This is a genomic window from Niastella soli (assembly GCF_017742245.1).
Lineage (GTDB): Bacteria > Bacteroidota > Bacteroidia > Chitinophagales > Chitinophagaceae > Niastella > Niastella soli.
The window spans coordinates 2105944-2118555 of the sequence record NZ_JAGHKO010000001.1; the positions used below are offsets into that span (position 1 = coordinate 2105944).

Genomic DNA, 12612 nt, shown 5'->3' on the forward strand with positions numbered 1-12612 from the left:
ATATTGTCTAAGGGTGCTCTACGGATACTCCAGATATGCTCTTGGAACCGGTTCCAAGACAACTACCAGACAATATGTAGACAACTTCCTGACCATTTCCTGAGCATTCTCACACAGGTTCACACCCATTCCGGATTCACCAGCACTGTCCCGACCTCTCCTCTATGACGGGGCAGCTCACCCCAACAAGGTAATCTGATCAGATTATTTACAAGCGCATATACATGGTTAAAAGGTTGGTATGGAAAAGTTTTGAACATGTGAGAAAGTTTTAGCCTATACAAACCGTCTTTTTTTTCTGTGGCCCGAAAATTGACTTTCAAAGGCTGTAAATAGCCTACTTATGAAAAATGCGCTCCTGGTTATCGTCCTGATGATGGGTTGGGGCATTCCTTCAATGCATGCTCAAACCGTTCAACCTATGTTAGGTTGGAGGATGGAAGAAAATAAAGGACGTTATCTTTTTAGTCCTACCGCGGTTTTCAGCGATGAAAATAAAGAATTCACCTATGAAATAATGCCGCTTGAAAAGGCTGACGGAAAAAGCTTTGATGAGTGGTTTACCGGTTCCATTGATAAGAATATGTTGTTTTCGGGCTTTACCGTGCCAAAAAGCAAGAATAAGGACAAAAAGAATATCAGCTACAGCACGCTCTCTTCGTATTCGGGTAAGATCACAGACAGGAACGGCAAAGTATGGTATGTGGCGTATATGGCTTACCGTACCAGCAATCAGCAGTACCGCATGGCAAAGCTGTTTAGTTCACCCGATATTACCTATTATACCAATTGTATGAAAACGGCCGCCATGCACTTTGGTAAACTTGCCAAACAGGAAGGGGCATTTGAAACTTCGGGCCAGGTGGATGTAGCAAAAACCAATGCATTGCCTCAGCCGGTAGCTCCACCCGCTATTGAGAAAGCACCCATTCCCAGAAATGTTATTGCCAATGCCGATAATACCAATCGTATTACGAAAGGATTAAAGGCCACTGAGATAAAAGGGATAATATTAAACCTGGAGTACAGTTATGGGGTAGGGGGAGCTGTTATGAGCGAGTACACGCCTTATCTTTTATTGAATGATGGCAGCTTGTACAGCAATCCCGTGGTTAGTCCGTATGAATTTGATGTTGCCCTGTCGAAGCAACGGGAACCCAAAAAATGGGGCACCTGGCGTATAAGCGGTGGCGCTATTGTGGTTAACTGGCCGGGAAGAAATAAAACGGAGCGATGGGAGAAGAACTGGTTTTGGGCAAGGCCTGCAGCAGGCAATGAAAAAATTGAGGGGGCCTTCAGCAATATGTCAGGTGCAGGTAATTCACCTATGGGTGGAAATGTAATTACGGTTTCTTCCAAAAACATCCTGTTTAACAACCTGGGCCGGTTTGCTTTGACTGGGGTATCGGTAGGTACAAATTATACTGATTATAGTATTCCCACTTCCGCCTATTCAAAAAAGGACGAAGCTGGTTCCTATGTATTGAATGGCTATTCTATTGAATTGCGCTTTAACAATGGTACTGCCATGCGTCGCGCGTTTTATTTCTACCCAAAGGATAAAGCTCATTTGGGAATAGGCAGTCATGTATATATACAGAAGAGGTAGAAGTAGAGGGGAGAGGTTAATTTGGTTGTTAAGGGTGATAGGGTTGATAAGGGATGGTTGTAGGAAGTAGATCGCCTACGCCAAGGCTTCGGCGATTAAAAGAAGTAGGATTGGGCTGCGCAAGATAATTATTAATCTAAACAGTCGGGGTCCATCTGCCGTCTGCCGATTAAGTGAGTCTCGAATTTCGCGAGTCCACTCACAACTCACAACTCACCGATTCACTATTATCGGTTTATGATCCATGATGCTTATTATCTCAGTACAGAAAGAATATTCCTGCGGATCGTTAGAGCTAACAATGATCAACCGGTTATTACCGTAATCGCGTATCAATTGGTGATATAGTTCAATTCCTGCCGCGTCAAGGTTGGTGCAGGGCTCATCGAGCAAAATACATGGCACATCACTGAAAATAGCCTGCGCCAGTTTCACCCGTTGTTTCATTCCACTTGAATAGAACCGGATCTGTTTGTTAACGGCTGCTTTTAATCCAAGGATGGTGATAATGTCGGGAATGCTGACATGGGAGAGAAAGGGTTTGAATTGACAATGGAACTCCAGCATTTCCATAAGGGTCATTTCTTCAATCAGTTCAAGATAAGGCGCCGCAATGGAGATGTATTTAAATGCATTATCAACCTCAATTTCCTGGGTTGGCTTGTTGCCAGTCTGACTCGATGACAGGGATTGCGAGCCTGCCCTTACTTGTTGGGGACTGCCGATTGCATACAGCGCTTTCCCCTCACTCATCATGATGGCCCCGCCGATCGCCTGTAATAAAGTAGATTTACCGGACCCATTGGGACCGGTAATTGCGTAGGCGAAGCCTGAAATAAATTCCTGATTTATTTTTCGGAAGATCCAGTCGCGGTTAAATCGCTTGCCGGCATTAATCAGCGATATCTTCATCCACACTATTTTTTGAATAGCGTTTAATGATACCCCGGCCGCTTTCGCGAATAAAGGTTACAATTTCATCGCGCTCATCAGATGCGGAAAACTCTTCTTCCAGGTATTCAAGTGCCTGGCTGGTATTAAAGCCTTTGTTGTAAATAACGCGATAGATATCGAGGATATGATTGATCTTATCGATAGTGAAACCACGTCTTTTTAAACCAACCGAGTTTACCCCGGCATAGCTTAATGGCTGACGACCAGCTTTAATATAAGGAGGAATATCTTTACCTACCAGTGAACCACCGCTTACAAAGGCGTGTTGACCAACCTTGGTAAATTGGTGAACTGCGCACATTCCACCTAAAATAGCCCAGTCGCCCAGTATTACGTGACCTGCCACCTGAGAGTTATTACTCAGGATAACGTTGTTGCCGATGATACAATCGTGGGCAACGTGGCTGTAAGCCATGATCATGCAATTTTTGCCAACCTTTGTTTTCCACCTGTCTTTGGTACCCCGGTGAATAGTAACAAACTCACGAATAGTGGTGTTATCACCAATCTCTGTGAGCGTTTCCTCACCTTCAAATTTGAGGTCCTGCGGCATGGCTGAAATTACGGCTCCGGGGAAAATCCGGCAGTTTTTGCCGATGCGGGCGCCTTCCATGATCGTTACATTACTTCCTATCCAAGTGCCTTCGCCAATTTCCACGTTTTGGTGAATAACCGTAAAAGGATCAATCTTCACATTGGTGGCTAACTTTGCGTTAGGGTGTATATATGTGTGCGGATGAATCATTTTGTTTACATTCTTAAGGGTTGTACCAGGATATTCACTCATAGGCGTAACAGACATCCCCTCCCCGGTGGGATTTTGCTGGTGATTGTCACCTAAATTCTGTTTATGGATGGATTGACGTTTGATATTAATTAATCTGCTAAAATAGACAAATCTAAATCATTAAACCCCTACGGACTGATATATTTTATTGTTCACTAACCTTTTTCGGGTGTAATAACCAATTATTTACCGTTTTACGAGTTGTGCCATAAGGTCGGCTTCAGTGGCAATTTTGTTGCCTACGTATACCGTACCCCGCATTTCGCAAATACCGCGCCGTATAGGAGCCATTAACTCCATTTTGAGGATCATAGTATCTCCGGGAACAACTTTTTGCTTGAATTTACAATTATCGATCTTCAAAAAGTAGGTATCATATTCACCGGGAGGCATAGCGTTTATACAAAGGATGCCACCGGTTTGAGCCAGCGCTTCTACTTGTAATACACCAGGCATCACGGGATTTCCAGGAAAATGACCTGCAAAAAAAGGCTCGTTGAAAGTCACATTCTTAATGCCTACTATGTGTTTGTCGCTCAATTCTATGATCTTGTCAACCAGCAGAAAAGGATAGCGATGCGGCAGCGTTTTTTCGATCTGTTGCGTGCTGTATACTGGTGGCAGATTGGGATCATACACCGGTACATCCTTTACATGTTTATTTTTTTTTATATACTGCTTGATCTTACGGGCGAAATCAACGTTGGTGCTGTGACCGGGGCGGTTGGCAATGATATGCGCCTTGATAGGATAACCGATCAGGGCCAGGTCGCCTACCACATCCAGTGTTTTGTGGCGGGCAGGCTCATTGGGAAAACGCAACTCCAGGTTATTAAGGTATCCTTCATTTTTTACCTCAATGTTTTTCTTGTTGAACACTTTTGCCAGTCGTTCCATTACCTCAGGAGTTACCGGTTTGTCAACAATCACAATGGCGTTGTTTACATCACCACCCTTGATAAGATTGTGTTGCAACAACATTTCCAACTCGTGCAGGAAGCAGAAGGTCCGGCAAGGCGCAATCTCTTCTTTAAAGTCCCGCATGGTTTTTAAACCAGCATGCTGGGTGCCCAATACAGGGCTATTAAAATCAATTAGGGTGGTTATTTTATAGTCAGTAGCTGGCATGGCTGTCATTTCAACCCTTTTCAACTCATCATAATGAGTAATGTTGGTATCGATGCTGTACCAAACTTTGGCTGCATCCTGCTCCAACACGCCAGCTTCTTCAATAATTTCTACGAAAGGTGCAGAACTTCCATCGGCGATGGGAATTTCAGGGCCATTCAGTTCAATAAGACAGTTATCAACGCCCATGCCCACCAAGGCTGCCAAAATATGCTCAACCGTACAAACCTTGGTATCGCCTTCCTGCAAGGTTGTTCCTCGGGAAGTATCGGTAACCAGGTCACAATCAGCCTTTATTACGGGTTGTCCGGGCAGATCAATGCGTTGAAACTGAAAACCAAAGCCTGGGTTGGCTGGTTTCAGGGTCATATCCACATTAACACCTGTATGTAAACCGGTTCCGGAAATACTCACAGCAGATTGCAGGGTATGTTGCTTATCTGGATTAAAGTTATTGTTCATCCTTTGGTTTTATAAAGAATGCGCAAAGATAGGGATTCCACTCAGACGAAAAGGTACAGAAGCTGACCTACTTAATTTTTCTCAATTCATATAAGTGTTTTCTCAATTCATTACGGCGATGGTTTTAACACCCATACTGACCATTTAGTTTTGATGATCCCAGAAAAATATTCAACATGATACGCAAACTCTTAAAATGGACAGGTATAGTCATTCTGTCATTAGTGTTGTTAATCGCAATTGTGGTTGCCAGCCGCCAAAATCTCAAATTCGAAGCACCTTATCCTGATATAAAATCTACTGCAGATAGCGCAATAGTTGCACATGGTAAGGAGATTGCCTATGGCCCTGCGCATTGCGCTGATTGCCATTATGCCGGCAATGCAGATTCGGTGTTTAAACTCGGACAAGAGCCGGCCTTAAATGGTGGCCGGATCTTCGAAACACCGGTGGGTAATTTTTATGTGAGAAACATTACTTCCGATCCTGTAACCGGAATTGGAAGATATACTGATGGCGAAATAGCCCGGGTGTTACGCTATGGCGTTAGACCGAATGGAACAGCAGTTATTGATTTCATGCCCTTTCACAATATGAGCGATGAGGACCTCACAGCGGTGATCTCTTTTTTGCGTAGTACCAAACCGGTACGCAATCAGGTACCTGATCATTCCGTAACCATGATGGGCAGGATAGTGAAGGCGTTTATGTTAAAACCCGTTGGGCCCAGCGAACAAGTGCCCAAAACAATTCACAGAGATTCAACGGCTGTATATGGAAGATACCTGGCCAATAGCGTGGCCAATTGTGTGGGGTGCCATACCAATCGCGATATGATGACAGGCGCTTTTATTGGAGAACCGTTTGCCGGCGGATTAAAGTTTGAAGAACCGGGTATACCAACGCTTGTTTCACCCAATATAAACCCTAATACCCCAGGACGAATTTATGGCTGGTCGCAAATTGATTTTATTAACCGGTTCCGTATGGGAAAATTAATTCCTTACAGCCATATGCCCTGGAATTCGTTTAAGCGAATGAGTGATGGTGATCTGAAAGCGATCTTCAATTACTTAAAATCTTTGCCTGGCTCAACAGCAAAAGCCGGTACAAAATAAGTTAGCTTGAGGCGGTTAAACAAAAAGGGTGGGGCGTACGCCAGCTGGCATATGGCTCACCCTTATATAAAAAGATGAGCCCCTTCTGAGGGGGCCCACCTTTTTATTATTTCAATGTATCAACTGATTAACTTACTTTCTCTGTAAGTAACTGTTTCACCAATTGCTCCAATTCTGCAATTCTCTTCTCCAGGTCAGGCAACTTGCGGCTTACAGCCTGGCTACGCAGGGCACTGGTATATTCAAAAGCCGGACTACCGGTAACGGCAGCGTTAGGTGTTTTTATTGATTTGCTCACACCACTTTGTGCGTTGATCTTGGTGCCATCGGCAATTTGGATATGGCCAACAATACCAGCCTGTCCGCCGATCATTACATTGTTGCCAATTTTAGTACTGCCGCTTACGCCAGCCTGTGCAGCGATAACCGTATTGTTACCAACTTCCACATTGTGGGCTACCTGGATCAGGTTATCAAGTTTGGCGCCTGTTTTTATTACAGTAGATCCGATAGTAGCACGGTCGATGGTGGCATTAGCGCCAATCTCTACAAAATCTTCGACTACCACATTGCCAATTTGAGGCACTTTTTTAAAGCTGCCGTCTGCCTGTGGTGCAAAACCAAAACCATCACTACCCACAACCGTACCGGCGTGAATGGTTACATTTTTGCCAATAACACAATCGTGGTAAATTTTTACCCCGGGATGAACTATGGTATTGTCGTTGATCTTTACATTATCGCCCAGGAATACGTTGGGAAATATTTTTACATTGTTCCCCAGTACTACATTCTCACCCAGGTAAGAAAAAGCGCCTATATATACCTGTTGTCCGTATTTAGCCGACTTGCTAATATAAGCAGGCTCCTGTACACCGGATAACTTTTGAGTAGCCATTTCCTGGTATTTGGTAAGCAGGGTAGCAAATGCTGAATAAGCATCGGCCACTCTGATCAAAGTAGCGTTCACAGGTTCTTTCAACTCCTGCGAATCGTTAATGATAACCAGGGAAGCTTTAGTACGATACAGGTATTCTTCGTATTTGGGGTTGGCCAAAAAAGAAAGCTGGCCAGCTTGAGCTTCTTCAATTTTTCCAAATGAATGCACCAAAGTTTCGGGATTTCCTTCCACTTTGCCATTGATGATCATAGCTATTTGCGCTGCGGTAAATTGCATAGAATGGTCGTTATGTCAGATAAGTCGAATATTTAAAACCTTTATATAAACCAAAAATAATAAAACGTAAAAAATTACTACATATTGAAAATGAATAATATGTTTGATCGATGCGATAAAAGGTCTTAACAGATCGACTTACATTACTGTTTAACAATTGTAGTAACAAATGTAATATTTTTTCACAGGGCTTGCTAATGCCTGATGTATCAATGCATTGTCAACTTTTGATATATCAGTCACCGTACCGTTCTTAAATAAAATATTAATACGTTCTTCATTAGGGTCGTAGGTGGTGTTTTCTGCCACACCGGTAAAAATGAAATAGTCGCAATCGGCTTCTTTTATCTTCAACTGGTGGCAAATGTTATTCCGTTGTGTTTTAATCCAATCCTGATCAAACGGTTCAGCCTGTAATTTAACTTTTAGTAAACGACGTTCTATTAAGCCACGGCACAGGGTGCTTAAAACAATATCTGGATGAAACATCCAGTTTTTAATGGTTGTCAGCACATCGTAGTCATCGAGCAAGCAGAATCTTTCAAGTTGCTGCTCAATAAAAGCGGTGTTGGTGGCGCTGTTTAAAAAGAAGTCAAAGGTAACAGATGCTGCGTGTACTGTTTGGCCTTGTTGAATCAATTCTTTGGCCCTTTGTATAATTTTAATAAGGGTCTTTTCTGCGCCCAGTACGGTTTTATGCAAATATACCTGCCAGTACATGAGCCGGCGGGCGACCAAAAATTTCTCAATGCTGTAAATTCCTTTTTCTTCCACCATCAGGTCACCATCTTTCACCGCCAGCATTTTTAAAATACGGTCGTACCCAATGACCCCTTCCGAAACACCCGTATAAAAACTATCTCGGGTGAGGTAGTCCATGCGGTCAACATCGAGCTGGCCGCTAATGAGCTGGTGTAAAAAGGGCTTGGTATAATTATTGGTAAAAATGTCGATGGCTTTATGCAGCTGACCATTCATTTGTTCATTGAGCACCCGCATGATCAGGATACTGATCGTTTCGTGATGTGTATCATTGATCAGCACATTTTCAAGAGCATGTGAAAATGGCCCGTGCCCAATATCGTGTAACAGGATCGCAATTTTAGCAGCTGTTTCTTCTTCCGGAGTTATGTCCACCCCTTTATTCTTCAGCTCGGTTAACGCATTGCACATAAGGTGATAGGCGCCCAGTGAGTGATGCAGGCGGGTATGTACCGCGCCCGGGTAAACCAGGTGCGCAAATGCCATTTGATGAACGCGCCGTAACCGCTGGTACCAGGGATGCGAGATGACCTGAAAAACAAGCGGATCATCTATAGTAATAAACCCATATACAGGGTCATTGATGATCTTTCTGATGCGGTTTGTCATTCGCTGCTTGCTTTTTTGTTAAAATTGCTGCCAAAAGCAGCGGGCAAAAGTACAAAGCCTCGTCGGATAAATTAAATTTGGTTAGCTTGTTGCCAAAAGTTTGGAGTTGAGGCGTCCAATTTGGAATCGGGAGTAAAACAGGATCCTGGAACTAAAACACAGAACTTAAACTTAGAACTATACATGCCATTAGGAAAAATACTTTGGGTTGATGATGAAATAGAAAGTTTACAATCACAAATACTTTTTTTACAAAATAAAGGATACGAGGTAACTGCGCTTACCAATGGCTTTGATGCCGTGGACTTTGTGCGGGAAAACCCACTCGATGTTGTACTATTGGATGAAACCATGCCCGGTATTACAGGCCTGGAGACCCTTTCCAAAATAAAAGAGATCAATTCGCAGATCCCGGTGGTGATGATCACCAAAAATGAAACGGAAAACCTGATGGATGATGCCATCGGCAGCCAGATCACCGATTATCTTATTAAACCGGTGAATCCCAACCAGGTACTATTGAGCCTTAAAAAGATAATTGATAACAAACGGTTGGTAGCTGAAAAAACCACTACCGCATATCAGCAACAGTTCCGCAATTTGTTCATGGCGCTCAACAGCAATCCCGATTACAACGAGTGGATGGACATTTATAAAAAATTGGTGTATTGGGAACTGGAAATGGATAAAAGTGATAGTCCTGAAATGCAGGAAGTATTTCAAACCCAAAAGAACGAGGCCAACACTGAATTTTTCAAGTTCGTTTCAAAGAATTATGCCCGCTGGGTAAATCCCAAAAGTGATGAAGGACCGGTGATGTCGCATAACCTGATAAAATTTAAAGTTCTTCCCCATATCGAAAAAGGAACGCCTACTTTCTTTATACTGCTCGATAACCTTAGATTCGACCAATGGCGGGCCATTTCACCCATTTTTGCAGAAAGTTTTCGAATATTGGAAGAAGACAGTTTTTACAGCATTCTGCCTACTGCCACCCAATACGCGCGCAATGCCATTTTTAGTGGATTGCTGCCTATTGAAATTGAAAAACATTTTCCCCAGCAATGGAAGAATGACGATGAAGAAGGTGGAAAGAATTTACATGAAGAAGAGTTCATCCGGGCATTCTTAAAACGCCAGCGCCGCGATGATATAAAATTCTCTTACACAAAGATCCTTAATAACCAGGCGGGGCAGGACCTTGTGAACAACATGCATAACCTGTTGGGCAACGACCTGAATATTATTGTTTACAACTTTGTTGACATGCTCAGCCATGCCCGTACTGAAATGGAAGTGCTGAAAGAACTGGCTGGCGATGAAACAAGCTACAGAAGTGTTACCAGAAGCTGGTTCGAACATTCACCGCTGCACCAGGCGTTAAAGAAGGTCGCCGACAAAAAGATAAACCTCATACTGGCTACCGACCATGGCAGCGTACGGGTAAAAACCCCAGCCAAAGTGATCGGTGATAAACAAACTACTACCAATTTACGATATAAGCATGGCCGCAACCTCAACTATGAACCCAAAGATGTACTGGCCTTCAGAGATCCCAAAGAAGCAGGTTTGCCGGTGCCCACAGTAAACTCCTCCTACATTTTTGCACGGGAAGATATGTACCTGTGTTATCCCAACAATTACAATTATTATGTGAACTATTATCGCAACACTTTCCAGCATGGCGGTGTTAGTTTAGAAGAGATGATTGTGCCGGTGATCAAGATGACCAATAAATAGGACACAGCGGGTTTGCCCGAAGCTTTAGCGGATGCGTAAGCTTTGACACAATGGCCGGAATTGAATAAAATGAGGCTTTTTAGCTAAAAAAGGCAGTTTTATCGCTTTTTTAGCCACCAGACAGTCGTTCTCAACGTTTTGTGTGGAAAAGTTCAGGTTATCTATTTCCAGCACTAAAATTGTGAATATTAATTTTGTCAATCATTCATTAAGTCACCTACATCCAGACTATGAAATTTACGCAAGCGACATTAGATAAGATAGAAGCGATTCTCGATGAGGCTGAATATGTGCTACGTTACGAACGGGGTAATTTTCAGAGCGGATATTGCATTTTAGAACAAAAGAAAGTAGTTGTTTTAAATAAATTCCTGCAGCTCGAGGGCCGCATTAGCACACTGATAGATCTTGTTCCCCAGCTTCAGGTTAACCCTGATGAGTTTTCACCTGAGGTACGCAGAACATATAATGAGGTGCTGGAAAAACATGCCCTGATGCAGGCCGAGAATCAAAAGCAGGAAGGTGAGGGTGATCAGTTGAAGTTAACCGATTGACCAGGTGACAAATGAGTTGCCTTCTTCTCATCATACTTCGTACATTTACCGCGTGAGCTATTCTTCATTAACCATTACGTTTTTAGGGACCGGTACCAGTGCCGGTGTACCCATGATCGCCTGTGATTGTCCGGTTTGCACATCGCCCGATAAAAAAGACAAACGGCTTCGTTCCAGCATAATGATACAATCAGAAAAAACAACGCTTGTTGTTGATTCTGGCCCCGATTTTCGTTACCAGATGTTGCGAGCTGGTGTAAAGCATTTAGATGCTATTATTTTTACCCATTCCCATAAAGATCATGTAGCTGGCCTTGATGATGTCAGGGCATTTAACTTCTTTTCACAACTGCCCATGCAGGTGTATGCCAGCGACGCCACCCAGGAAGTGATCATTCGTGAATTTCCTTATGCATTTTATGAATCAAAATACCCGGGCTTACCTGACATCAAATTGAACACGATCGGGATGGAATCATTTATGGTAGGTGATATTGAGGTAACGCCCATCCTGGTATGGCATTTAAAAATGCCCGTATTGGGGTTCCGCTTTGGCGCCTTTACTTATATTACCGATGCCAGCCGGATTGAGGACGCTGAAATGGAAAAGATAAGGGGAAGCGAGGTCCTGGTATTGAACGCGCTGCGAAAAGAAAAACACATCTCCCATTTTTCATTGGATGAAAGTATTGAAATAGCTAAAAAATTACAGGTACCACAGTGTTACCTTACCCATATGAGCCATCAAATGGGTAAACATGCAGAGGTGGAAGCTGAGTTGCCAGATGGCATCCACTTCGCTTATGATGGGTTAGTCATCAAAGTGTGACAAACGGCAGACGGCAGACGTGAAACGTGAAATAATAACCAGGGCATCTCACTTCGTTCGATGTCTTGGCACCTTTGCGAGGCACAGGGAGTTCGCGACTGTTAAGATTAAAATTATCCTGCGCCGTCAGAATTACTTCCTACTTCTTTTAATCCCCGAAACCTTGGCGTAGGCGATCTGCTTCCTTCTACCATCCCATATCAACCTATCAACCATATCAACTGCTCAACTGGTCAACTATCCCCCGATCTTACTGTATTTCGCGATCATCTCATACAGTTCTCCGGGCTTAAATGGCTTGGCCAGATAATCCGTCAGGCCGAGCTCCCTGGTGCGTTGTAAAATATCAGCGGACGCTGTGGCGGTTAACGCAATAATAGGGATAGCGTCATTGAAGCTCCGGATATGCTGGGTAGCATTGTACCCATCCATTACCGGCATTTGCAGGTCCATAAGCACAATGTCATATTCCGACCGTTGCACTTTATCAATGGCAACCACGCCATTTTCAGCAATGTCCACAGCTCCATTCCAGTTAGTGATCATCTTTTTGGCCACCATAATGTTGAACTCAACATCTTCAACCAACAATACTTTTATGCCCGACAGATCGCGGGCGCTTGCTTCCTTTTGTTCTTTAGCCCTGATGAGCGCGGCTTCTATTTCTTTATTCTGTCGTTGTTGATTTTCTAAGATGTGCTGATATTGTTTTTCGCATTCGCTGAAAGCCTGTTCAATTTGTTGTTGTTCTTTTTCATAATTCCTGTATGCCTGATCAATCAGGTGTAACAGCTTTTGAACAGCCGGGTCATATTTCTGAGCGCCGGATAAGGTGTTTTGAATTTGTTTCTCCAATAAATGATGATAGGATTGCTGCATGGGG

At 43.4% G+C, this 12612-nt stretch carries 11 protein-coding genes; 5 read left to right on the forward strand and 6 right to left on the reverse strand.

Annotated elements, in window-relative coordinates; all coding sequences use genetic code 11:
• The first annotated feature begins 343 nt into the window (after positions 1 to 343).
• Positions 344 to 1609: a hypothetical protein gene (locus J7I42_RS08815; protein ID WP_209138404.1), complete on the forward strand. Its 1266-nt coding sequence runs from the start codon at positions 344 to 346 to the stop codon at positions 1607 to 1609.
• Positions 1610 to 1822: 213 nt separating this feature from the next.
• On the opposite strand, the gene J7I42_RS08820 is transcribed toward J7I42_RS08815, so the two are convergent.
• From J7I42_RS08820 to J7I42_RS08830, 3 genes are all read right to left on the reverse strand, one after another.
• Positions 1823 to 2521, reverse strand: a complete 699-nt coding sequence (locus tag J7I42_RS08820; protein WP_209138405.1) for an ABC transporter ATP-binding protein — start codon at positions 2519 to 2521, stop codon at positions 1823 to 1825.
• Positions 2502 to 3365: an acyl-ACP--UDP-N-acetylglucosamine O-acyltransferase gene (gene lpxA / locus J7I42_RS08825; protein ID WP_209138406.1), complete on the reverse strand. Its 864-nt coding sequence runs from the start codon at positions 3363 to 3365 to the stop codon at positions 2502 to 2504. The genes J7I42_RS08820 and lpxA overlap by 20 nt, the downstream gene beginning before the upstream one ends.
• A gap of 171 nt (positions 3366 to 3536) precedes the next feature.
• Positions 3537 to 4940 (reverse strand): bifunctional UDP-3-O-[3-hydroxymyristoyl] N-acetylglucosamine deacetylase/3-hydroxyacyl-ACP dehydratase, encoded by a 1404-nt coding sequence (locus J7I42_RS08830; RefSeq protein WP_209138407.1) that lies wholly within the window; start codon positions 4938 to 4940, stop codon positions 3537 to 3539.
• Positions 4941 to 5116: 176 nt separating this feature from the next.
• Here J7I42_RS08830 and J7I42_RS08835 point away from each other — a divergent pair, with 176 nt between their 5' ends.
• On the forward strand, positions 5117 to 6058 hold the full coding sequence (locus J7I42_RS08835) for a c-type cytochrome (protein ID WP_209138408.1): 942 nt from the start codon (positions 5117 to 5119) through the stop codon (positions 6056 to 6058).
• Between the two features lie 127 nt (positions 6059 to 6185).
• Here the strand turns inward: J7I42_RS08835 and lpxD are convergent, their stop codons facing one another.
• Both lpxD and J7I42_RS08845 read right to left on the reverse strand, forming a co-directional pair.
• Positions 6186 to 7235 (reverse strand): UDP-3-O-(3-hydroxymyristoyl)glucosamine N-acyltransferase, encoded by a 1050-nt coding sequence (lpxD, locus tag J7I42_RS08840; protein WP_209138409.1) that lies wholly within the window; start codon positions 7233 to 7235, stop codon positions 6186 to 6188.
• Between the two features lie 150 nt (positions 7236 to 7385).
• Positions 7386 to 8606 carry an HD domain-containing protein gene (locus J7I42_RS08845; RefSeq protein WP_209138410.1) on the reverse strand — a complete coding sequence of 407 codons (1221 nt, stop codon included), beginning with the start codon at positions 8604 to 8606 and terminating at the stop codon, positions 7386 to 7388.
• A 183-nt stretch (positions 8607 to 8789) separates the two neighbouring features.
• On the opposite strand from J7I42_RS08845, the gene porX reads away from it, so the two are divergent.
• The 3 genes from porX (at position 8790) to J7I42_RS08860 (ending at position 11729) form a co-directional block, all read left to right on the forward strand.
• Positions 8790 to 10346 (forward strand): T9SS response regulator signal transducer PorX, encoded by a 1557-nt coding sequence (gene porX / locus J7I42_RS08850; RefSeq protein ID WP_209138411.1) that lies wholly within the window; start codon positions 8790 to 8792, stop codon positions 10344 to 10346.
• A gap of 230 nt (positions 10347 to 10576) precedes the next feature.
• Positions 10577 to 10900 carry a hypothetical protein gene (locus tag J7I42_RS08855; protein ID WP_209138412.1) on the forward strand — a complete coding sequence of 108 codons (324 nt, stop codon included), beginning with the start codon at positions 10577 to 10579 and terminating at the stop codon, positions 10898 to 10900.
• Between the two features lie 4 nt (positions 10901 to 10904).
• Positions 10905 to 11729: an MBL fold metallo-hydrolase gene (locus J7I42_RS08860; RefSeq protein WP_209138413.1), complete on the forward strand. Its 825-nt coding sequence runs from the start codon at positions 10905 to 10907 to the stop codon at positions 11727 to 11729.
• Positions 11730 to 11966: 237 nt separating this feature from the next.
• Here the strand turns inward: J7I42_RS08860 and J7I42_RS08865 are convergent, their stop codons facing one another.
• Positions 11967 to 12608, reverse strand: a complete 642-nt coding sequence (locus J7I42_RS08865; protein WP_209138414.1) for a response regulator — start codon at positions 12606 to 12608, stop codon at positions 11967 to 11969.
• Positions 12609 to 12612 lie beyond the last annotated feature (4 nt).

Bases quoted from the DNA above. Each gene is read 5' to 3' on its own strand.
- J7I42_RS08830 (WP_209138407.1), bottom strand. From the start codon at position 4,940: ATGAACAATAACTTTAATCCAGATAAGCAACATACCCTGCAATCTGCT.
- J7I42_RS08815 (WP_209138404.1), top strand. From the start codon at position 344: ATGAAAAATGCGCTCCTGGTTATCGTCCTGATGATGGGTTGGGGCATT.
- porX (WP_209138411.1), top strand. From the start codon at position 8,790: ATGCCATTAGGAAAAATACTTTGGGTTGATGATGAAATAGAAAGTTTA.
- J7I42_RS08865 (WP_209138414.1), bottom strand. From the start codon at position 12,608: ATGCAGCAATCCTATCATCATTTATTGGAGAAACAAATTCAAAACACC.
- J7I42_RS08835 (WP_209138408.1), top strand. From the start codon at position 5,117: ATGATACGCAAACTCTTAAAATGGACAGGTATAGTCATTCTGTCATTA.
- J7I42_RS08855 (WP_209138412.1), top strand. From the start codon at position 10,577: ATGAAATTTACGCAAGCGACATTAGATAAGATAGAAGCGATTCTCGAT.
- lpxA (WP_209138406.1), bottom strand. From the start codon at position 3,365: ATGTCTGTTACGCCTATGAGTGAATATCCTGGTACAACCCTTAAGAAT.
- J7I42_RS08820 (WP_209138405.1), bottom strand. From the start codon at position 2,521: ATGAAGATATCGCTGATTAATGCCGGCAAGCGATTTAACCGCGACTGG.
- lpxD (WP_209138409.1), bottom strand. From the start codon at position 7,235: ATGCAATTTACCGCAGCGCAAATAGCTATGATCATCAATGGCAAAGTG.
- J7I42_RS08845 (WP_209138410.1), bottom strand. From the start codon at position 8,606: ATGACAAACCGCATCAGAAAGATCATCAATGACCCTGTATATGGGTTT.